20 protein-coding genes are annotated in these 21934 nt (G+C 37.1%); 8 read left to right on the plus strand and 12 right to left on the minus strand.

Annotation, left to right across the window (positions count from 1 at the left end):
- Positions 1-4: 4 nt before the first annotated feature.
- The 8 genes from murG (at position 5) to AC27VX_RS00250 (ending at position 10109) form a co-directional block, all read left to right on the plus strand.
- The gene (gene murG, locus AC27VX_RS00215; RefSeq protein WP_300687797.1) at positions 5-1102 is read left to right on the plus strand and encodes an undecaprenyldiphospho-muramoylpentapeptide beta-N-acetylglucosaminyltransferase; all 1098 of its coding nucleotides are present in this window, start codon (positions 5-7) and stop codon (positions 1100-1102) included.
- A 76-nt stretch (positions 1103-1178) separates the two neighbouring features.
- The gene (murC, locus tag AC27VX_RS00220; RefSeq protein ID WP_488693290.1) at positions 1179-2537 is read left to right on the plus strand and encodes a UDP-N-acetylmuramate--L-alanine ligase; all 1359 of its coding nucleotides are present in this window, start codon (positions 1179-1181) and stop codon (positions 2535-2537) included.
- A gap of 64 nt (positions 2538-2601) precedes the next feature.
- Positions 2602-3573, plus strand: a complete 972-nt coding sequence (locus AC27VX_RS00225) for a cell division protein FtsQ/DivIB (RefSeq protein WP_236856598.1) — start codon at positions 2602-2604, stop codon at positions 3571-3573.
- A gap of 84 nt (positions 3574-3657) precedes the next feature.
- Positions 3658-5043, plus strand: a complete 1386-nt coding sequence (ftsA, locus tag AC27VX_RS00230) for a cell division protein FtsA (RefSeq protein ID WP_488693292.1) — start codon at positions 3658-3660, stop codon at positions 5041-5043.
- A 90-nt stretch (positions 5044-5133) separates the two neighbouring features.
- On the plus strand, positions 5134-7050 hold the full coding sequence (ftsZ, locus tag AC27VX_RS00235) for a cell division protein FtsZ (RefSeq protein ID WP_488693294.1): 1917 nt from the start codon (positions 5134-5136) through the stop codon (positions 7048-7050).
- A gap of 91 nt (positions 7051-7141) precedes the next feature.
- Positions 7142-7588: a GatB/YqeY domain-containing protein gene (locus AC27VX_RS00240; RefSeq protein WP_488693296.1), complete on the plus strand. Its 447-nt coding sequence runs from the start codon at positions 7142-7144 to the stop codon at positions 7586-7588.
- A 451-nt stretch (positions 7589-8039) separates the two neighbouring features.
- A complete protein-coding gene (locus AC27VX_RS00245; protein ID WP_236856602.1) occupies positions 8040-8450 on the plus strand; it encodes a BrxA/BrxB family bacilliredoxin in 411 nt (136 codons plus the stop codon).
- Positions 8451-8555: 105 nt separating this feature from the next.
- Positions 8556-10109 carry a GH3 auxin-responsive promoter family protein gene (locus tag AC27VX_RS00250; protein WP_236856603.1) on the plus strand — a complete coding sequence of 518 codons (1554 nt, stop codon included), beginning with the start codon at positions 8556-8558 and terminating at the stop codon, positions 10107-10109.
- A gap of 76 nt (positions 10110-10185) precedes the next feature.
- On the opposite strand, the gene AC27VX_RS00255 is transcribed toward AC27VX_RS00250, so the two are convergent.
- From AC27VX_RS00255 to AC27VX_RS00310, 12 genes are all read right to left on the minus strand, one after another.
- Positions 10186-10599, minus strand: coding sequence for a hypothetical protein (locus tag AC27VX_RS00255; protein ID WP_236856604.1), 414 nt, complete (start codon positions 10597-10599; stop codon positions 10186-10188).
- Positions 10600-10624: 25 nt separating this feature from the next.
- Complete coding sequence (locus AC27VX_RS00260) at positions 10625-10987, minus strand: hypothetical protein (protein ID WP_236856605.1); 363 nt, start codon at positions 10985-10987, stop codon at positions 10625-10627.
- Positions 10988-10991: 4 nt separating this feature from the next.
- On the minus strand, positions 10992-11963 hold the full coding sequence (locus tag AC27VX_RS00265) for an endonuclease/exonuclease/phosphatase family protein (protein WP_236856606.1): 972 nt from the start codon (positions 11961-11963) through the stop codon (positions 10992-10994).
- A 74-nt stretch (positions 11964-12037) separates the two neighbouring features.
- Positions 12038-13030, minus strand: coding sequence for an endonuclease/exonuclease/phosphatase family protein (locus AC27VX_RS00270; RefSeq protein ID WP_488693299.1), 993 nt, complete (start codon positions 13028-13030; stop codon positions 12038-12040).
- 9 nt (positions 13031-13039) lie between these two features.
- Complete coding sequence (locus tag AC27VX_RS00275) at positions 13040-13768, minus strand: rhomboid family intramembrane serine protease (protein WP_236856608.1); 729 nt, start codon at positions 13766-13768, stop codon at positions 13040-13042.
- Between the two features lie 5 nt (positions 13769-13773).
- Positions 13774-15561, minus strand: coding sequence for a DNA mismatch repair endonuclease MutL (mutL, locus tag AC27VX_RS00280; RefSeq protein ID WP_300687784.1), 1788 nt, complete (start codon positions 15559-15561; stop codon positions 13774-13776).
- Positions 15562-15880: 319 nt separating this feature from the next.
- Complete coding sequence (locus AC27VX_RS00285; RefSeq protein ID WP_488693302.1) at positions 15881-16708, minus strand: YoaK family protein; 828 nt, start codon at positions 16706-16708, stop codon at positions 15881-15883.
- A 28-nt stretch (positions 16709-16736) separates the two neighbouring features.
- A complete protein-coding gene (locus tag AC27VX_RS00290; protein WP_236856611.1) occupies positions 16737-17231 on the minus strand; it encodes a hypothetical protein in 495 nt (164 codons plus the stop codon).
- Between the two features lie 319 nt (positions 17232-17550).
- On the minus strand, positions 17551-18954 hold the full coding sequence (locus tag AC27VX_RS00295) for a sensor histidine kinase (RefSeq protein WP_236856612.1): 1404 nt from the start codon (positions 18952-18954) through the stop codon (positions 17551-17553).
- A 3-nt stretch (positions 18955-18957) separates the two neighbouring features.
- Positions 18958-19665 (minus strand): response regulator transcription factor, encoded by a 708-nt coding sequence (locus tag AC27VX_RS00300; RefSeq protein ID WP_236856613.1) that lies wholly within the window; start codon positions 19663-19665, stop codon positions 18958-18960.
- Positions 19666-19990: 325 nt separating this feature from the next.
- On the minus strand, positions 19991-20470 hold the full coding sequence (locus AC27VX_RS00305; RefSeq protein WP_236856614.1) for a GNAT family N-acetyltransferase: 480 nt from the start codon (positions 20468-20470) through the stop codon (positions 19991-19993).
- Between the two features lie 15 nt (positions 20471-20485).
- Complete coding sequence (locus AC27VX_RS00310) at positions 20486-21901, minus strand: aminotransferase-like domain-containing protein (protein ID WP_236856615.1); 1416 nt, start codon at positions 21899-21901, stop codon at positions 20486-20488.
- Between the last annotated feature and the right edge of the window lie 33 nt (positions 21902-21934).

Genomic DNA, 21934 nt, shown 5'->3' on the forward strand with positions numbered 1-21934 from the left:
GAAAATGAACAAAAAGTTAAAAATAATACTATCAGGCGGAGGAACAGGAGGACATATCTTCCCTGCCATTGCCATTGCAGACGAAATCAAGCAAAGATTTCCTGATGCAGAGTTTTTGTTCATCGGAGCCAACGGAAAAATGGAAATGGAAAAAGTTCCTCAGGCTGGCTACAAAATAGAAGGAATTGATATCGCCGGAATCAACAGAGGAAACTTGTTATCCAACTTAGGATTACCTTTCAAAATTCTGAAAAGTTTATCTAAGTCAAAAAGAATCATTAAAAGTTTTGCTCCCGATTTTGCAGTTGGAACAGGAGGTTTTGCAAGCGGACCTGCTCTTTATGAAGCAAGCAAAATGGGAATTCCGATTTTCATACAGGAACAAAATGCCTACGCAGGGGTAACTAATAAAATTTTAAGCAAGAAAGCAAAAGCTGTTTTTACAGCCTACCCAAAAGTAGAAGGCTTTCCGGCTGAAAAAATAAAATTTCTGGGAAATCCGATCCGTTCAGTTATTGTTTCGGGAATGCAGGAAACTGCTCTGGCAAAAGAAAAAATGGGACTCAGTAAAGACAAGCTTACCATTTTATCCGTAGGTGGTTCTTTAGGATCCAGAACATTAAATAATGCCTGGAAAACCCATTTAAAGGAAATTGCAGATAAAGATTATCAGCTGATCTGGCAGACAGGAAAGCTTGATTATAAAAATATTTTAGACGAAACAAAAGACATTGACACCACCAATATTCAGATCCGTGAATTCATCAAAGACATGGAGCTGGCTTATTCTGCTGCCGATGTGATTGTTTCAAGAGCTGGAGCCATTGCCATTTCAGAGTTGGCAGTAGCAAAGAAACCGGTTCTGCTGGTGCCATTCCCTTTTGCAGCGGAAGACCATCAGACTAAAAATGCCATGAACCTTGTAGACAAAAATGCAGCGAGAATGGTAAAAGACTCTGAAATGCAGGAAAAATTCTGGAATACATTATCAGATATCTGCGAAAACGAAAGTGTAAGAAAAGAAATGTCCGACAATCTGAAGTATTTTGCCAAGCCTGATGCTGCAAAAGAGATTGTGGACGAAATTTTTAAATTAATGTAAAAAGTATCATCGTAAAATGAGGTAACGAAAAATCATCAGTACATTTTAAATGAATACAATAATACAAAAGAAATAAATGAATATTTTACAGACATATCAGACTTTTTACTTCGTTGGAATCGGAGGTATCGGAATGAGTGCATTGGCACGCTATTTCAATGCATCCGGGAAAAAAGTATTGGGATACGATAAAACCAATACTAAACTCACTCAGAATCTGATGAAGGAGGGTATTGATATTGTTTTTGAAGATCATATTGATGAAAGAATCACGTCTCTTCAGAAAGAAGATACATTGATCATCTACACCCCCGCTATCAAAGTGCTGAGTATATTAGATTATTTCAATGAAAATCAGTTTGAAGTATTGAAACGTGCTAAAGTTTTAGGATTAATTACAGAAAATACAGACTGTATTGCAATAGCAGGAACTCACGGAAAGACAACAACGTCTACCCTTGTGGCTCATTTATGTAAAGAAGTCAATCTTCCTTTCTCATGCTTTTTAGGAGGTATTTCTGAGAATTTTAAATCCAACTTTCTGTATAATGGTTCCAATTATTCTGTGGTAGAAGCTGATGAATATGACAGAAGCTTTTTAAGCCTTTCCCCGGATTGGGCCGTAGTGACTTCTATAGATGCGGACCATTTGGATATTTATGGAGATAAAAGTCATATAGAAGAAGGATTCAGAGAGTTTGTAGCATTGGTCCCGCAAGATCAGCAGCTATTTGTAAGAAAAGGAATTGATATAGGCAGACCTCATAGAACTTATGCAGTGAATGAGCCTGCTGACTACTATTCTGACAACCTGCGTATGGACCATGATAAAATTTATTTTGACTTCCATACCCCGACAGAAACAATAAAAGATTTCATATGGGAGATCCCTGGAATCCACAATGTTGAAAATGCTACGGTAGCACTGGCTATTCTTCGCAATTTGGGCGCAGATTTTGATACGCTGAAAAAAGCAATTGCCAATTTTAAAGGAATTAAAAGAAGATATACCAAACATATTTATCAAAACGGTAAAATTTATATTGATGATTATGCTCATCATCCAACAGAAATCAATGCCGTAATGGGTTCAATTAAAACATTTTACCCTGATAAAAAACTATTGGTAGCTTTCCAGCCACACCTGTTCAGCAGAACAAGAGATTTCGCAGACGGATTTGCAGAAAGCTTAAGTAAAGCTGATGAATTGATTTTACTAGATATTTATCCTGCAAGAGAACTTCAGGAGAATTTTGAAGGAATCACTTCAAACTGGCTTTTAGAAAAAGTAACATTAGAGAAAAAGGAAGTATCCAATTTATCAGATGCTTTTGAAAAAATAAAAGAAAAAGATTTTGATATCCTCCTTACAGTAGGTGCGGGGAATATAGACACCCTGTATGACCCTATCTGTGAGTGGATAAGTGAATTGTAAAAAGTAATAATGTATTAACGTATTCATGAATACATTTTACATCAATACATGAATACAAAAAAGTATGAAAAATAAATACAGAATATTAAAAATTGTTGTCACTGTAATCATCCTTGGATTATTACTGAGTTTCTCGTTGAAGAGATTCAGCAATGAGCAGATTACAGACAATAAAATTTCTGTAAAAATGAGCGAGAGAACTCCGGTTTATTTTGTGGATGAAAAAGACATTCGAGAGATCGTCCGAAGAGAAAACCCTTCGGGAAAAGTAGGAGAACTGAATATCCCTGCCTTAGAAAAAAAGATCAATTCTTTGCCGGCAGTTGATAGTGCCAATGTCTATCTGAACTTAAACGGAAAACTGAATCTGGATATCAAACAGAGAGTTCCTGTTTTCAGGCTCAATAAAGATGGAAAAGATTTTTATGTAGATGAAAGAGGAACTGAGTTTCCCATTTCAAGGACCTATTCTCACCCTTGTATGCTGGTAACAGGAAATGTACAGCCTGAAGAATATAAAAAACTGGCAGAGCTGGTAGAAAAGATCGATAAAGATGATTTCAGCAAAAAATACTTTATTGGAATTTCAAAAAGCAAAGACAGTTACAGCCTTCTGACAAGCGAAGGGAATTACAGAGTAGAAATTGGAGATCTGGAAAACATTGATTTTAAAGTAAAAGGATTTAAAACTTTTGTAGAAAAATACCTGGTCTATCAGGATCCTCAAAAATACAGTATGGTTTCTGTAAAATATCAGAACCAGATTGTAACGACTTTAAACCCTTATTTTAAGGAAAACGACAGTATTTTAAAAGCTGGAAAGCTGGAACTGGCGAAGATACCTGCTCAGGGAATGAAGAGAACAGAAACTAAGCTAAAGATAGCTGAAGAAAAAAAAGTAAATTCCTCATCAGCAAAACCCAAGGAAAGTACAAAACAAAAAACGCATACTAAGGAAACAAAAAAAACAGAGAAAAAAACAAAGGCCCCGGCACCGTCCAAACCAAAGCCGAAAGCCAAGGTTAAAATAGAATAAAAGAGTCTCTAAAAGACAATTTAATATAAAACAGGACCGGTCCTGATAATGGAAAAAGTAGAAAAAATCAAATCGATATAAAAAATGGAAAATCAAGAGTATTCAGTAGGTCTGGACATCGGGACAACGAAGATAGTCGCGATTGTCGGAAGAAGGAATGCACACGGGAAGATAGAAGTTCTCGGTGTAGGAAAAGCTAAAAGTCTTGGTGTTCATAAAGGGATTGTGAATAATATTTCGCAAACCATTAATTCAATCAAGGCTGCAGTATCCGAAGCACAATCCAGTGCTGGAGTTCCTATCCGCAAGGTTACGGTAGGTATTGCAGGAAAACACATACGTTCTCTGCAGCACTCCGATTATATTATGCGTGAACATCCGGATAAATTTATTACAGACGATGACATTGAAGCGTTAAAAGACCAGGTCAAGAAGCTGGTCATGCTTCCTGGAGAAGAAATTATCCATGTACTTCCTCAAGAATATAAAGTGGATTCCGAAGGTGAAATTCAGGAACCTGTCGGGATGCACGGAAAACGTTTAGAAGCTAATTTCCATGTTGTAGTAGGCCAAATGGGCAGCATCAGAAACATTGCTAGATGTGTTCGCGAAGCCGGGCTGGAAATGGAGGCCCTTACCCTGGAGCCATTGGCATCTTCAGAAGCTGTTCTTACAAAAGAAGAAAAAGAAGCCGGTGTAGCCATTGTTGACATTGGTGGCGGTACTACTGATATTGCTATCTTTAAAGATAATATCATCCGTCATACCTGTGTTATTCCTTACGGAGGCGGGATTATTACCGAAGATATAAAAGAAGGCTGTTCCATTATTGAGAAACATGCTGAACAATTGAAAGTAAAATTTGGTTCGGCTGTTCCCGAATTGGAAAAAGACAGTACTTTTGTAACAATTCCCGGACTTCACGGAAGACCAGACAAGGAAATTTCTTTAAAAACTCTGGCACAGATCATCAATGCAAGAGTAGAAGAAATTCTGGAAATGGTAAATACCGAGCTGAAAGCGTATGGCGCCTTTGAACAAAAGAAAAAGCTGATTGCCGGAATTGTTCTGACAGGAGGTGGTTCAAATCTGAAACACCTGCGTCAGCTGGCGAATTATACCACAGGTTTTGACAGCAGAATCGGTTTTGCTAATGAATATATCGCCAACGATAAAAATCAGTACCTGAAAGGCCCTGAATTTGCTACCTCTATTGGGTTACTGATGGAGAGTTTAAAGATCAGAGATAAAAAGCAGAATGCTGATGACGTGGAAGAAGTTGAGATTGAGCAGCCTAAGCCGGAAGTAGTTCCTTCACAGGCGGAAACTACCCAAACGGTTCAACAGACAGCACCCGTTCAGGAGCAGCAGCCTGTTGAAAAGGAAAAGCAGCAAAACAGAAAAGCTAAACTGACATTCGGGCAGTCGCTTATGGAAAAAGTAAAAAAATTCTTTGAAGAAGTAGAGTAAATTATAAATGAGAATGATAAGCGATAAATGATCTTTTCCTTATCAATGATCATTAATCAATTATCAATTATAATTATAAAAAGTATAGTTATGGAAAATATAGGTACACAAGGATTTTCATTTGATTTACCAAAAGGAAATTCATCCATCATAAAAGTAATCGGTGTAGGGGGCGGTGGTAACAACGCTCTGAAGCACATGTACGAAAAAGGTATCCACGGGGTAGACTTCGTGGTTTGTAACACAGATGCTCAGACACTTGACAATAACCCCGTTGCCAATAAAGTTCAGCTAGGAACTTCCATTACGGAAGGTCTGGGGGCTGGCGCAGACCCTGAAGTGGGGGAAAAATCAGCTATTGAAAGTATTGAAGATATCAAAGCAGCCATGGGCCAGAACACCAAGATGGTGTTTATCACTGCCGGAATGGGTGGTGGTACCGGTACCGGAGCGGCTCCCGTGATTGCTAAAGTAGCAAAAGACATGGGGATTTTAACCGTAGGTATTGTGACTGTCCCTTTCAGCTTCGAAGGAAAAAGAAGACTGGAGCAAGCTGAAAACGGTCTTGAAAAATTAAAAAATAATGTTGACTCATTAATTGTTATCAACAATGATAAATTGAGACAGCAGTTCGGAAACCTTGGATTCAAACAGGGCTTCTCAAAAGCCGATGAAGTTTTAGCAAATGCCGCGAAAGGTATGGCAGAAGTTATTACAGGTTACTTTGATGTAAACATTGACTTTAGAGATGCTAAATCTGTACTTCAGAATTCAGGAACTGCTCTGATGTCTACAGGAACTGCTTCAGGTGAAAATAAGGCTGAAGAAGCAGTAAGAAAAGCTCTTGATTCTCCATTATTAAATGATAATAAGATTACAGGTGCCAAAAATGTCCTGTTACTGATCAGAAGTGGTGCTGAAGAAGTTACCATGGACGAAATCGGTATCATCATGGATCATATCCAGAAAGAGGCAGGAAATACAGCCGATATTATTTTTGGGGTAGGTGCTGATGAAGAACTAGGGGATGCTGTAAGTGTTCTTGTTATCGCAACAGGATTCTCTAATGACAACAAAAAGTTTTCAGGTCCTACAGAAAAAATAAGAATCAGTCTTAATGACAGCTTTGAGTCTCCAAAATCTTCTCCTTTTAAAACAAGAGAAGAAAGAGAGATTGCTCCGGAAACAATCTACGATACCAATAGAATCAATCATTTCAGATTAGATGATGAAGACCATGATACTCAACAGTTCAAGGTGACCTCTATTGAAAAAAAAATGATTATTGAGGAAGAGGAGATCAAAAGAGAAATAAAATTCTCTGATAAAGAGGATAATACACTAAACACCCCTGAGCAGAGCTGGAGAAATGAAGAAGAAAGCGAGCAGGATGCGTACAGTTTATTCTCTGTTGATGAAGAAAATGAAGATCCAAATGATCTTGAAATTCAGTCTTTCAAATTTGATTTTGACAATAAGAAAGATGAACCTCAGTCTGGAAGCACTTTCAACAATTCTTTCTCAGAACAGAAACCTGTTGAATTCAGCTTTTTTGTCAATGAGCCAACCAGAAATGAGCCTAAAACTGATTTTGGACAGCCAAAGGCAGAGTTTAATGCACCAACAAGCGCTGTAGCTGAACCTGCTCAAAAGATTGAAACTTTCTATCAGAAACAGGAGGAACCCAAAGTTGAAACAAAACCCGCTTTTGAAAGCAGAACAGAAATTGAGACTCCAAAAACTGAAGAATCAGAATTCACTTTCGTGAACAAAACGATTGATCAGGACAGAGTTATTGAAAGAAGAAATAAACTAAAAGAATTCAATTCACGTTATCAGAGCTTTGACAGTACGAGTGAGTTTGAATCTATTCCTGCTTTCAAAAGAAAAAATATTTCAATTGACGGAAACAATGCTTCAGACCAGAATATCAACACTTATCTGTCTGACAACAATGGATCCATGCAAATCAGAGAAAACAGATTTTTAAATAAAGATGTAGACTAAAATAAGTGTATTAATGTATTGATGTAAAATGTATTAATGATTTTACATCAATACATTAATCTTTTTTTAAGCTAATACTAATAAAGACAACATGAGTTTAGAAAATATAATCAGTGAAGCTATAAAAACAGCTATGAGAGAGAAAGACAGGGTAGCTCTGGATTCTCTTCGTGCCGTAAAATCTCAAATTCTTCTTTTAAAAACTGAAGCCAGAGGCGCTGAAGTTTCCGCAGAACAGGAAATTGCCATTCTTCAGAGAATGATCAAGCAGCGTAAGGACTCTTTCGAGCAGTTTACTGCACAAGGAAGACAAGATCTTGCTGAAGTAGAAGATGCACAAATGAAAGTGATTGAGAAGTTTTTACCAAAACAGCTTTCTGCAGAAGAATTAGAAACAGAAATTAAAAATATTATTTCTGAAACCGGAGCTGAATCTATCAAAGATTTAGGAAAGGTAATGGGAGCAGCGTCAAAAGCGCTGGCCGGAAAATCTGACGGAAAAAGTATTTCCGAGATGGCTAAAAAGCTCCTTTCATAATGGGATCTGGGCCTCAGGAGTAATCTTGCGCCCGAAGATAAAGATCTCATACCATTCGTTAAGGATATTCAACCTTTGCATATCGATTTGATTAGAAGCCCGGAACTTTTCAGTTCCGGGCTTCGCTTTTTTTGGATATTAAAATTTGTTATTCAGTTTGATTCAAAACTGAAAAAAAGAATAAATTTACTTCATTTTTCAAACAGCATTTAAGTGATTGATTGCTCGAGGGAAAGCCTTAAATGTTTTTTTCATGGTCGTTTGTTTTTCAGAATCATTTCAAATTTAATAAATATATTTCATTATTCCTAATCTTAATTCACATTTTTATGAATATTGTTGAACTATTAACATTTGGTTAATTTTATATGACTAAACCGTTGATAGTTATTATATATTGACTAAACGTAAAGAATTGTGTAACTTTGTACAGATAAAAAAAACAAAATATATGTATCCAACAGATTTAGTAATGCCAATGAAGGCAGAGCTTACAGATAAAGGTTTCCAGGACTTAACAAGCCCTGCTCAGGTAGAAGATGCTTTAAAACAGTCTGGCACAACATTATTAGTGATCAACTCCGTATGCGGATGTGCTGCGGGAGCTGCAAGACCGGGAGTAGTGTATTCTTTAACCGGAGACAAGAAGCCTGATCATTTAACAACTGTTTTTGCAGGATTTGATACTGAGGCAGTAGTTGAAGCAAGAAAACACCTTGCTCCATTCCCTCCAAGTTCTCCATGTGTGGCACTCTTCAAAGACGGAGAATTGGTTCACATGCTGGAAAGACACCACATTGAAGGAAACCCTGCAGGAGCTATTGCAGCAAACCTTCAAGCTGCTTACGACGAGTATTGTTAATAAACAACACCTTAGATATCAAACCGTTACTTATTTTGTAACGGTTTTTTTATTTAATCCCAGAAAAAATTCTCAGAAAATTCAAATATCATTATATTTGTTGGAATGGCAACCAAAGCACTTTTCAATACCGTAGTCAACTGGTTCATCCGTCAAAGGATTGATCAGATACAGAATTTCATGGATCATCCTATTGAAACACAGAAAGGAATCTTATTTTCACAATTGTTTCATGCGGAAGACACAGAATATGGCAAACAGTACGGATTCAACTCTATTTCAAGCTATCAGGACTTTAAAAATAAAGTTCCGATAGTCACTTATGAAGATTTTGAACCTTATATTGAAAGAGCAAGGCAGGGATATAAAGATGTAAGCTGGCCGGGACTTATTAAACATTTTGCCAAGTCATCAGGAACTACTAATGCTAAAAGTAAGTTTATTCCTATTTCAGCAGAAAGCCTCGAGTATTGTCATATGAAAGCCGGAAAGGATATGGTATCCATCTATGCCAACAATCATCCCGAAAATCAGCTTTTCACCAATAAAAATCTCCGCCTGGGAGGAAGTTCAGAACTGTATGCAGATTTCAATACCAAATTTGGGGATCTGTCTGCCATTTTAATTGATAATCTTCCTTTCTGGGTAGAAATTACCACCACCCCGAGTAAAAAGGTTTCCCTGATGTCTGAATGGGAAAGTAAGCTAAAAGCCATCACTTCAGAAGTAAAGAATGAAGATGTGGGAAGCATTCTTGGAGTTCCAAGCTGGATGCTGGTTCTTCTGCAAAGAGTTTTAAAAGAAACCAACGTAGGAAGTATTTCTGAGCTATGGCCGAATTTAGAGGTGTTTTTTCACGGTGGAATCAGTTTCAAGCCCTACAGGGAGCAATACAGACAGATCATCGGAAAAAACATCAATTACTACGAAATTTACAATGCATCTGAAGGGTTCTTTGGTATACAGGACAGATCCAATAGTGATGAAATGCTCCTGATGCTGGATTACGGTATATTCTATGAGTTTATTCCAATGGATCAGTTTCATCATTCCAATCCAAAAGTGGTAAGCCTTGAGGATGTGGAAACGGGAAAAAACTACGCTATGGTGATCACTACCAATGGCGGATTATGGAGATACCTCATTGGAGATACAGTAGTATTTACCTCCACCAATCCTTTCAGAATAAAAATCACAGGGAGAACGAAGCATTATATTAATGCTTTCGGAGAAGAACTGATGATCACCAATGTAGAATCTGCACTTTCTAAGGCTTGTGAAGCTACTGGTGCACTTGTTACAGAGTTTACGGGAGCTCCGGTTTTCATGAAAGAAAATGAAGGAGGTGCCCATGAATGGATCTTTGAGTTCAGCCAGCATCCGGATAGCCTGGAAAGCTTTGTTGATTGTTTTGATCAGCATCTGAAAACCATCAATTCTGATTACGAAGCAAAAAGATATAATAATATGACGCTCAGAAGGCCTATTGTTCACATTGCAAGGCAGAATTTATTCTACAACTGGCTGGAGTCCAAAGGAAAGCTTGGCGGCCAGAATAAGGTTCCAAGGTTAAGCAACGACAGAGAATATATTGATCCTTTACTGGAATTAAATAAAGGGACCGTGGATATTGAAATATATAAAAATCAGAATGGCTAAAATCCGTCATTTCCAAAATGTCGGATTATCCACCACTACATAAAAACAAAAACCGCAGAATTACTGCGGTTTTCTTTTATTTACTTAAATCTTCTTTTACTTTTTTAGCCGCATCTTCTATCTTTGAAGCTCCTTTCCTAGCCGCTTCCTTTGCGTCTTTCCCTGCTTTGTCAGCTTCTGTTTTGATGTCTTGCCCGGCCTTATGAAGATCCTGTTTGGTCTTATCTGCTGTAGCATCAATCTTATCTTTCGCTTTCTGAGCCGCATCGTCAATTTTGTTACCGGCTTCATCTACTTTTGTTTTAACATCTTCTTTTGCTTTATTCACTTTAGAAGAATCAACCAAATTAGAAGGAGTTTCCGTAACAGTAGTGGTAGTAGTGGTCACCGAACCGTCAGCATTTTCTATCTGCTCTGACTTTGTTGTGGATTTTGTGCATGCAACGGTGAATACAGAGATCACTAAAGCTGCGATAATTTGCTTTTTCATATTTTATATTTTAAAAATGTTTGGTTTATTCTGTTTTGGTTTCTTTTTGAACAGGCGTTTCCGAAGTCTTTTGTTTCTTTTCAGCCTCTGTTTTTTTCTTTTCCTCTTCCAACTTGGCTTTATTTTCCTTTTCAAGTTCTGCCTTTAGCTTTTTTTCTTCCTCCTGAACCTTTTTAGCCTGTTTTAAAGAATCCTGATATTGTGGTGATGACATTCTTATCTTGCGGGCAATATCTACCGTAATAGCTCCCGTAGAAAAAGAATCAACAGCCATCGTATCATAATAAATTTTGACGTCCTGTTCAGCACTAAAACCCGGTGACTCTTTCTTTGAGCAGGCAGAAAAAAGGATTGTAAAAATAAAAATCGCAGACAGTAAATTTTTCATGGAACTAATTTAGCAGAAATTCTGCAATTACAGGATAGTGATCCGATAATTCCACAGAATGATCTACTTTATAGCTTAAGGGGATGATTGATTTTGAAGTAAAAATATAATCAATTCTCAACGGCACTTTATAATCATGAAAACTGCTTGCACTCCCTTTTCCTGCAACCAAAAAGGCGTCCTGAAGGTCTTTCCCAAGGTTGTAATACTCATAAGAATTGGGAACGGAATTGAAGTCGCCGGCCAAAATAACGGGATAAGGTGAAAGGTCTACTATTTTTCTGATTCTTTTTACCTGCTCTTCATGAGCCTGAAAAGTGGGAGTCATATGTGAAAGCAAAGTAGAAACATTACCAAAACCTAAAGCGTCCAGTTTTGTAAACATTGATTTATGAAGCCTGAAAGGCTCCAGGTACACATTTACAATTCTGATAATCTTCCCATTGATATCCACATCAGCATAGAAGGAATTCCCTCTTGCTTTCTCATCAATCAGCTGGGCCTGTCTTACAATTTTATGTTTTGTTTTAAGAATGACAGAAGGATATTTTACAAGGTCCTGCTTTAAAGCACGATTGGTATCTTTTTCCTGAACCAGGATAATATCAGCATTTTGCTCTTTGATATAGTTCTTTACTTTATCCCAGCCATATTCTCCATATTTCACATTAAAAGTAAGTACTTTTATATCTCGTATTGTCTTTTCATTATCTGTTTTGGGAGAAAAGTTGATCCATCGACGGATTGGATTGTAGAATATAAAGGTCCCCAGGACAAAAGCAATAGCTATTTTCTGTCTTTTAATGATCCAAACTACGGTAAGAATCAAGTGTGCCGCCATCAGATAGGGAAAGCCTAGAGAAAGCAGGTTAAGGCTACCCAAAAGGTTAGGCGGAACCCATGCATTCCCGAGTGTGCACAACAGCAAAACACCCACAGCGATATGTATAAATAGTAATATCTGATTCGACTTCATGAAAAAACGGTCTTGGTACGGATATTTTTAAGCAAAAACCCTACCAAGGAGTTAAAATTTAACTCTTTTTGTGATTATTTATTCTCTATTGAAAATTTTGCAATGACCGGATAATGGTCTGAAAGACTGACAGAGCGGTCTACTTCATAGGAAACAGCACGCAATGCTTTTGAAGAAAATACATAATCAATCCTGATTGGAAATTTATAATCATGAAAACTGGTAGCACTTCCTTTTCCAGAAGTCAGAAATGCATCTTCAAGCCCTTCGGATAAGTGGTAATATTCATAAGAATTCGGAACTGAGTTGAAATCACCGGCTAAAATAACAGGATAGGGAGAGTCATCTACCAATTGTCTGATCAGTGTGACCTGATCCTGATGTTTTTTAAAGGTAGGAATAAGCTTTTTCACAATATCTTTTACCTTTTCTTCATCAGCATCAGTATTTCCGTCAAGCTTTATCATTTCTTTTTCAAACCGGAACGGCTCAAGATAAACGTCAATAAACCGATACACTATACCATTTATCTGGATGTCCGCCTGTAAAGCAGGAGATCCTAAACCATCCACCTGCGGATCTATAATTTTTTTACTGATGATTTTATGCCTTGTAAGAATCGTAAGACCTACCGGGGTGCTTATTTTATCATAACCTTCAAACTCATATCCGTTTCCGGAATCTTCCTGCAAAAGAACAACATCTGCTTTATGAGATTTCAGATAATCAGCAACTTCCTGCCTCTTATACACTCCCGTTCTGGTATTGAAAGACAACACTTTAAGATCTGATCTCTTTTTTATATCAGAGGAATAATTAACCCAGCGTTTTACAGGATTTAAAAACAACAAACCCACAAACATGAATACAAAGGCTCTTTTTTTCCAGCTTAACACCCAAAATACCGTTAAGACAATATATAGAGTAATAAGAATCGGGAAGCCTAAAGAAAGCAGATTAAACCACGGAAAAATTTTAGGTGGAATGTAAGCATTCAATAAAGTACACAGTACCAGAAACAGAATTCCCAGATGCAGGATCAGTAGTATGAGCCGAAAAATCTTCACAATATACTCTTAATTGAATCTGTAAAGGTGTTTTTTCCATATTCTTGCCAGCAGCCAGCCGACCAGAGCCCCACCTACGTGAGCGAGATGAGCAATTCCCCCTCCGTTTCCGGAAACGCCCAGGTATACGGAAACCACAACAATAATGGGTAACAGATATTTTACTTTGATAGGAACCGGAATAAACATAATTCCGATTTTAGAATCCGGATATAGGGTTGCAAATGCTGCTACAATTCCGAAAATAGCTCCTGAAGCCCCCACCATAGGTGTTGCCACAATATCTTTTAAGTTTCCTAATAGCTCTTTTTGCCTAAGAACAGAATCAGCACTTCCAGAAAACTCTACACTTGCACCGGACAGGTATGCACTCACATTTAAACCCAACTGTTGTAATTCATTGGAAATATTCTGAACTTCTACAAAATTCCATAGATTGAAAAGGAAAAAGGCTCCTAAACCACTTGCAAAGTAAAGTATCAAATATTTTCTATCTCCCAATGTCTGTTCCAGAATAGGACCAAAACTGAAGAGCGTCAACATATTAAATAAAATATGCATAATACTCCCATGCATAAACATATGGGTTATAATCTGCCATGAGTGGAAGAATGGTGAAAAAGGATAAAAACCAGCAAGATAACCAATAACCTGATTTCCAAGTAAAGAGGTAACAATGAATACTATTACATTAATAATGATAATATTTCGTGTAATCGGCGGTATATTGTTAAACATATTTTTTAAAATTTGTTTTTAAAATCATTAAACGGAACTTCATAGAAGCATCTTTTACCATCCGGCAGAAATTCCGGAAAGCCTAATGCTGTAAAGTCTTTGATAACTTGTTCCGCATCTTTTTTATAAATAAAGTCAAATCTTGATTTAGACTGCATTTTATTCCATTGATTATGGTAATAATGCATAAACTCGTCCTCGGTTTTATATTCCAGGATCTCAAAAAGGTTCTCCAGAAACTTCATTGCCTGTGTTTCTTTCAATCCTTCAGGAAGCGAATCTATTCTCAATACACTTTCATGAGCAATTTTCATGTCAAACCCAAGCTCCGGAAGATATTTTTTGATCGAATTGTATTTATTTTTTTCGATCTCATTCATATGATACTCCAGAGAGAAAAGAAGTGCATGACTGTTGGTGCTTGATTTTCTGGTAGATTTATTGTTTTCTGCCACCAGTAATCTGTGCATTCTTCCAAGATCCAGCATTAGCGTCATATCACCCTTATTGAAAAGCCAGTATCCGTTGGGAAGTCTCATCAGATCTTCATCAAAATCTTCATCTTCAAACAAGTTAATTTTTGAAGGTTCTGCTGTAATATTCTGATGGTACATTTCTGTAAGGTTCTGAATTTCTTCAGGACGCACATTTTTTTCTTCCAGAAACGGATTATAATCTTTGTCTACGATGATTTCAGGCATTTTGATAATACCGCTTCCACCTCCGTTTCCTTTACTAGGAATAGGCTTGTTCATCATCTCGTCCAATTCAGGATCTCTGTCAAAATCAAGACTTGGAGATACATTATAGATTCCCAGTGATCTTTTGATAGTAGAGCGAAGCAATGCAAAAATAAGATGCTCATCTTCAAACTTTACTTCTGTTTTCTGGGGATGAATATTAACGTCAATTTTCTCCGGATCAAGTTCCAGAAAAAGAAAAAACGAAGGCACATACCCGGGCTGAAGCAGCCCCTCAAAAGCTTCCTGTACTGCTTTATTGAAATATGGGCTTTTAAAATATCTTCCGTTTACGAAAAGAAACTGCTCTCCTCTTGATTTTTTGGCTCCTTCAGGTTTTGCAACAAAGCCATGAAGTTTACACCAGATAATATCTTCTTTGATAGGAATCAGAAGCGGCTGCAGTTTTCTTCCAAAAACATCCACAATACGCTGCATCTGACTTCCTTTTCTCAGTCTGAAAACAGGCTCATCATCATGGAATAATGAAAACTCCAGTCCTTCGTGCGCAAGTGCAACACGCTGAAATTCATCAATTACATGTCTGAATTCTACATTATTATTTTTCAAAAACTTCCTTCTTGCAGGAACGTTGTAGAAAAGATTTTTAACCAAAAAGTTTGACCCTTCTGCTGTCTGAATTGGGTCCTGAAACTGAAAAACCCCGCCTTCGATATAAATATTGGTTCCTATGGACGCTGCTGTCTGCTTCGTTCTCAGTTCAACCTGAGAGACTGCTGCAATAGAAGCCAAGGCCTCCCCGCGAAACCCTTTTGTTGCAATTTTAAAGATATCTTCCGTTCCTTTAATCTTGGATGTGGCATGTCTTTCAAATGCCATTCTTGCATCTGTTTCAGACATCCCTTTCCCGTCATCCACCACCTGTATAAGGTTTTTTCCGGAATCCCTGATGATCAATTCAATTCTTGTAGCATCTGCATCTATAGCGTTTTCCAAAAGTTCCTTCACGATGGATGCAGGTCTCTGCACCACCTCTCCCGCTGCAATTTGGTTAGCTACATGATCCGGTAAAAGCTGAATAATATCTGACATAAAAACGTAAATCAACTTACAAAAATAGTCAATGAAAACGGGAATTAAAATATTAAAACCGGGTTTTAATATTTAATTATCAACAATTTCACCCTATTTATCCCCATCAGGTTTTTTTAATGTTTGTAATGAAGGGCTTTAACAACAATCTTTATTTAATTCCGAGGCAGGCTTTTTTGCCTACCTGAAAAGGAGATAAAATAATAACAGTTCAGGGATCCGGGAGTTAATTTTCAAAAAAAACACCCCTATTCCATCATAAAATAAGGGTGCTCACAGCTAGTTTATACAAAAATTATAGTGATTTACTCTTATTTAATCACTCATCAAAAACAAGTTTTCTTTTCTTTTCTCTTTTAGGTATTCCATGGATCTTTTCATAGAGGTAAGCAAAAAGGTTTGGCTTTCTATAAATCCTGTTGTACCTGTATTTTGTGTTGAAGTGCCGTATATGAATTTTATAAGCATCATATCCGATCACGATCAGAAGACAGATACTGATAACATAAAAGACTCTGAATTCCAGATAGTAATAGGTCAATCCTGAAAATACAGCACCTAATACATAGGAAATCATAATGCTCAGCAATAGTTTTGCTCTTCCAATCAGCTCTCCGTTTTTTCTATATCTCTTCTGGGTAAACATAGACACCAGAATTCCCAGATCGGTTGTAGTTCCGGTAAGGTGGGTTGTTTTTACAGAAAAGTTTGATATACTTGCCGTTAATCCATTCTGAAGTCCTGTTGCAAATAGCATAAGGGCTACCAGGTACTCGGTTTCTGCCAATGTTTTCTGGTAATAAAGCTGTCCGTATACTCCTACAAAAAGAAGACATATGATCTCCAGTACAAGGGGCATCGAATGGGCAAAATATTTACTTTTCTTATTAAAATTGATAACAATAAAGTTGGACAGGAAGCTTCCGAAGAAGAATAAAAATATCCATACTCCCACTACTCCAACCTGTGCCCAGTTTCCTTTGCTGATCTCAGCGGCCAAAATAGCGTAATGTCCTGTTACATTTGACGTAAATGAGAGAAATATCAATAAGGATGCTATATTTATAGTACCTGCAGTAAATGCAGTCAGCGTCCCCAATCTTATATTGTCTCCCAGTGTCCTGCTGTTACTATAATTTCTTAACATTTTTAATCTTTTTAAATTATATTCACTTTTAGACCTCTACAAAGATCTCTGCCAGCCTTCCTCTTTCCGGAAGCTTTTCTCTTGCTTCTACTGTGATGTCATGAGACTGCAGTTCTTTGCTTTTTTTGATATAAGGAATAAGGTCAAACTTTCCTTTTCCTTTGCTTTTAATAGATGAAGAATAATAGGCTTCTTCTATATTTTCAGCTTTTACATACTGATTGAATGTTCTTTGAAAGCTTCCTGTGAAAACATCGCAGGTGATTTTGTTAATCAGGTGGGGATATTTATTTTTAATAATTCCATACGCATCACAGAATTCTGCCGGTCTGATCTTGTTGAAAACTGATGTTTTGGTATTGAATAAAAGATCTCTGATAGAATCTCCCGAATCATATCCTGAAGTAAGAAGGATGTTATATTGATTCTGATCTCCTGATGCATCTTTTCCTTTAAGCACTTTTTTCAATATATTCAATGACTCAAGAGAATAATCTGTTGCAATTAAAATTGTTTTAGCCATATTCTTTATTATTTTGTATTGTGTTGATCTTTTTTGATGATACAAAACTAGAACGACCAGATTAGAGGATCTTTGGAATGGAATTAAAATGTGATTAAAGAGATTAAAATGAGATTAGAAAATTGTTAAGAGGACTTAATATGTGTAAAAAAGGAAAAGGAACAAATGGATGAATCTGCTCCATAAGATTTTTATGTAAGTCCTATTGTATTAATGAAATGTATCCTGTTTGAGAATAAAGGAAAAGCAAAAAAAAGCCAGTGTTCATTTAAGACAAATAAATAACCAAAATGATTAAATAAAACGGTGTTTTTACCCATTAAACATTCTCCCTCTGGGTACTATAGAAATTTGGGAAGCGCATCTGTACGGTGGTACCGAGGTTTTGGTTTGAACTCACGATCAATTCGCCATGATGCATTCTTACGATGTTCCTTGCCAATGGAAGCCCAATTCCATAACCTTCATAATTGTTTGTATTGGATGCCCTGAAGAACGGATCGTAGATTTTATTCATCTCTACTTCCGGAATTCCGATTCCATTATCTTTTACAATAATATAGACATCTGTATCGGTAGCTCCGAGAGAAACTTTAACCTGCTGGAAATTAGAATATTTACAGCCATTACTGATGATATTGGCAACTGCCAGATGCAGAAGCTGCTCATTACCCTGCACTTTCAGTTTTTTAGGATTATCAGGCAGCATACTGATATCCAGATAAATATTATTCCTGGAATCGATTTTTCTAAGTGTTTCAATAACATCCCACAGTAACTGATCAATCCTTACTTTATCCATTTTCTGGATTTTCCCGTCGAATCCGGTTTGCGCAATCATTAATAAAGCCTTGATCTTTTTGTCTAACTTTTCAGCCTCATCCAGAATGATTTCCAGGGTTTCTTTATATTCATCTGCAGTTCTGCTGATAGAAAGTGCCACATCAGCCTCTCCCATAATGGACGTTAACGGGGTTCTCAATTCATGCGATACATTTCCGATCAGGTGATTCTGGGTTTCAAAAGAGGTTTCTATACGGTTTAGCATATCATTGAAAGTATCCACCAGTTCATTCAGCTCTTTATTGTCCGGCTGGGATTCCAATCTCAGGTGAAGGTTTTCTGAGCTTATCTCCTTTACTTTTCCTGTAATTTTCAAGATGGGTCTAAATAATGTTTTAGAGAGATAAAAAGAAAAGATCATACTGAAGAACAGGGAAAGCACAATACAGGTGATGAGCGTTCTTTTCAAAAACCCCAGATAATAGACTACATAATGGTTTTTGGCAGAAGCAATCGCTATATAGTCTTTGTCATCATATTTAAAACTCTGTCCTATATAATAGAATTCTTTGTCATTGTAATTGGATTCGCCTTCTTTGATGATCTTTTTAAAGAAATAATCGGGAATATGAACTTCCTGGGATATTTTTTTAAAATTGGAATCTGTAGGAACGGCAAAAACATAATCTTTTTCCATGGGAAGTTCCTCATCATTCAGGCTGCTGAGAATATAGTTTTCCGGAAGGTCCAGATGGTCTTTGCTTTTTTCGATCTGAACAATGGTTGCTGTCCGGATCTTTAGAAGTTCATAAAACCTCTGATGTGAGAAATTAACGATTGAAAAATAGACCAACCCACTGAAAAGGAGAATAATGGCGGTGAAAACCAACATTAAAAGCACCATCGTTTTGGTCTGATTTGTAATCACTTTATTAAACATCCATTAACTCTTTTTCAGAACATACCCCATTCCTATCACGGTATGAATCAATTTATTATCATCCTGATGATCCAGTTTTTTTCTTAAATAATTGACATAAACATCCACCACATTGGTTCCCAATTCATAGTTTACTCCCCAAACAGCATCTAAAATTTCGGCTCTGGAGATTACTTTTTCCGGATTATTGAGAAAATATAACAGCAGTTTATATTCTGTAGAAGTAAGCGTAATATCTTCTCCGGCGCGGGTTACTTTCTTAGTATAGTCATTAACTGTCAGATCCGAAAACTGAAAGACATATTCATTATCCGGTTCAGGTTCTACAATTTCCTGCGGATTACTTCCGAGACTTCTTCTCAACAGTGATTTTACACGGGCTACCAATTCAATAAATTTGAATGGCTTTACCAGGTAATCATCACCACCACTTTCCAGCCCAAGCACAATATTCTCAGAGGATCCCAGGGCTGTCAGAAATAAAATAGGAACACTCTCATTGGTTTTCCTGATTTCTTTACAGACGTCCAGCCCATTCATTTCCGGCAGCATAATATCCAAAATTACCATATCGAAATCATTAGCCTGTACCAGCTGTACACCTGTACGCCCATCAAAAGCCACAGATACTTCATAGCCATTTTCCTGAAGGCCCTTTTTAATAAAAGAAACTACACTGGTTTCATCTTCGATAAGAATAATTTTTTTCATAAATGAAATAAGGAGTTTCACAAAAATAGGAAAATTTTTCTTGGAGAGAGGAAAGCTGAAAAAGACAGCTAAGAACCACAAAAAAGAAACCGGCTAATGGATTGTTCGCGTTTTCAAAATTTAAAGTCCCTACTTGAAACCAATCATCGATCTAACGAATCGAAAACACAAAAACACAACTGAAAATCAATAAACTAACACACATATTTTATCTGAAATAAAACTTATATTATAAAGGCAAGGAATGCACTAATAAAATAATTTGTGTATTCCCTGCCTTTTAAAATCCTATTATTGCGCTTAAAAAAAGCATTTTTTCAACTTATTACAAATCCAACTGCATCTGTACATCTACCCTATCATATCCGGCATCAGTAATCGGAATATGCTTAAATCCTAACTTTTCATACAATTTAATTGCAGGAACTAATATAGAATTGGTTTCTAAAAATACTTTTTGCGCATTGAGCTCTTTCGCTTTCCCTATTAATGCATTTCCCAGCAGATATCCAATTTTTTTTCCCTGCGCTTTGGGGCTTACTGCCATCTTTGAGAGTTCGAAAGTAAGAGGTTTATCACCAGCCTTCACCAATGCACATGTTCCCACGGGTTCATTATTTAATAATGCGAAAGCAATATATCCTCCTTTTTCTAAAATTTGCTCTTCAGGATGATCCAGCAATTTATAATCACCTGCTTCCATTACAAAAAAAGTTTTGATCCATTCTTCATTTAACGTCTTGAAAGCTTCTTTATACTGATGTTCATACGCTATAATTTTCACTTCATTATTGATATCATTCATTGTCCTTAAGGTTTATTAAATTTTGTTTTTTATCATTTTTCCCAGTTTCTCCAAGTCACTTTCTACACGATCTGTCCATTCCAGCGCATAGTTCAGACGCATACAGTTCTGGTACTGATTATATTGTGAAAACATTCTTCCGGGTGCAAAGTTTACTTTCTGGCTTACTGCTTCATCATACAGGTCTTCCGTACAAATTCTCTTGTCCAGCTCCAGCCAAAGCATAAATCCTCCTTTTGGTTCAGAAATCTTAGTATTATCCGGAAAATACAGGTTTACAGACTTCTGAATCTGAAGATAATTGGCATACAGCTTTTTTCTGAACATTCTCAGATGATGATCATATCTTCCATGGGCAAGAAAGTCAGCAATTACATCTGAAAACAAAGACGGGCTGGAAACCGTCTGAACCAGCTTCTGACGGATAATTTTCTCTTTAAACTTTCCCGCAGCCACCCAGCCCACACGAAATCCGGGAGCCAGGGTCTTGGAGACTGAGCCTACCCACATTACAATACCTGCTTCGTCGTAAAATTTACAAGGTTTTGGTCTTCCCGCACCGAAATAAATATTTCCGTAGACATCATCTTCAACCAGAGGGACATTATGCTCGGTAAGCATTTTCACGAGTTCTTTCTTGTTTTCATCAGGCATCTGGAACCCTAATGGATTGTTATAATTCACTACAAAACAACATGCAGAAAGCTTCGGAAGCACTTTTTTCAAACTATCCAGATCTACTCCCGTAATAGGATGGGTGGGAATTTCCACAGCTTTCAATCCTAATAAATGGATAGCCTGAAGGATCCCGAAATAAACGGGACTTTCTACCGCCACAGAATCTCCGGGCTGGGTAACTGCCATCAGGCAATTGTATACCCCATTCATTGCCCCGGAAGTAATCACCAGGTCATCTTCTGTAATCTTTCCTTCCATCACCATTGCCCACTTGGCAATTTCGCGGCGAAGCTGTTCACTTCCCTGTACGGGCTCATAGTTGGTTCCGCTATCATTTTTCCTTTTCACCACATCAATCATACATTTTTTCATCTTCGCCACAGGAAGGAGGCTTTTTCCGGGAATTCCCAATGCAAATTGGGTAACATCCGTTCCGTCAATTGTACCAAATACTTTTCCTATAAGGTCTTCAGGTGTATTTTCACCTTCTGAAACTTTCATTTGGGCTATAGAAGGCAGTGCTAGTTTCCTCTGAGAGGTCTGGCTTACGTAATATCCATATTTGGGACGTGACTCTACAAGGGAACGGCTTTCCAGCTCCATATAGGCCTGTTTTACTGTATTAAGACTTACATTGTACAGCTTCTGGGCGCTTCTGAGTGAAGGCAGCCTGTCTCCAAACTGTAATGTTTCGTTTTTAATCTGCTCTGTGACAGAGTTTGCTATTTTAAGGTACAGGACATCCTTAGACATTAAATGATGGTTTTAAGTAAATGTACAACTTTC

The organism is Chryseobacterium sp. 14P4.3.2 (genome assembly GCF_057799275.1).

Bases quoted from the DNA above. Each gene is read 5' to 3' on its own strand.
- murG (WP_300687797.1), top strand. From the start codon at position 5: ATGAACAAAAAGTTAAAAATAATACTATCAGGCGGAGGAACAGGAGGA.
- murC (WP_488693290.1), top strand. From the start codon at position 1,179: ATGAATATTTTACAGACATATCAGACTTTTTACTTCGTTGGAATCGGA.
- AC27VX_RS00225 (WP_236856598.1), top strand. From the start codon at position 2,602: ATGAAAAATAAATACAGAATATTAAAAATTGTTGTCACTGTAATCATC.
- ftsA (WP_488693292.1), top strand. From the start codon at position 3,658: ATGGAAAATCAAGAGTATTCAGTAGGTCTGGACATCGGGACAACGAAG.
- ftsZ (WP_488693294.1), top strand. From the start codon at position 5,134: ATGGAAAATATAGGTACACAAGGATTTTCATTTGATTTACCAAAAGGA.
- AC27VX_RS00240 (WP_488693296.1), top strand. From the start codon at position 7,142: ATGAGTTTAGAAAATATAATCAGTGAAGCTATAAAAACAGCTATGAGA.
- AC27VX_RS00245 (WP_236856602.1), top strand. From the start codon at position 8,040: ATGTATCCAACAGATTTAGTAATGCCAATGAAGGCAGAGCTTACAGAT.
- AC27VX_RS00250 (WP_236856603.1), top strand. From the start codon at position 8,556: ATGGCAACCAAAGCACTTTTCAATACCGTAGTCAACTGGTTCATCCGT.
- AC27VX_RS00255 (WP_236856604.1), bottom strand. From the start codon at position 10,599: ATGAAAAAGCAAATTATCGCAGCTTTAGTGATCTCTGTATTCACCGTT.
- AC27VX_RS00260 (WP_236856605.1), bottom strand. From the start codon at position 10,987: ATGAAAAATTTACTGTCTGCGATTTTTATTTTTACAATCCTTTTTTCT.
- AC27VX_RS00265 (WP_236856606.1), bottom strand. From the start codon at position 11,963: ATGAAGTCGAATCAGATATTACTATTTATACATATCGCTGTGGGTGTT.
- AC27VX_RS00275 (WP_236856608.1), bottom strand. From the start codon at position 13,768: ATGTTTAACAATATACCGCCGATTACACGAAATATTATCATTATTAAT.
- mutL (WP_300687784.1), bottom strand. From the start codon at position 15,561: ATGTCAGATATTATTCAGCTTTTACCGGATCATGTAGCTAACCAAATT.
- AC27VX_RS00285 (WP_488693302.1), bottom strand. From the start codon at position 16,708: ATGTTAAGAAATTATAGTAACAGCAGGACACTGGGAGACAATATAAGA.
- AC27VX_RS00290 (WP_236856611.1), bottom strand. From the start codon at position 17,231: ATGGCTAAAACAATTTTAATTGCAACAGATTATTCTCTTGAGTCATTG.
- AC27VX_RS00295 (WP_236856612.1), bottom strand. From the start codon at position 18,954: ATGTTTAATAAAGTGATTACAAATCAGACCAAAACGATGGTGCTTTTA.
- AC27VX_RS00300 (WP_236856613.1), bottom strand. From the start codon at position 19,665: ATGAAAAAAATTATTCTTATCGAAGATGAAACCAGTGTAGTTTCTTTT.
- AC27VX_RS00305 (WP_236856614.1), bottom strand. From the start codon at position 20,470: ATGAATGATATCAATAATGAAGTGAAAATTATAGCGTATGAACATCAG.
- AC27VX_RS00310 (WP_236856615.1), bottom strand. From the start codon at position 21,901: ATGTCTAAGGATGTCCTGTACCTTAAAATAGCAAACTCTGTCACAGAG.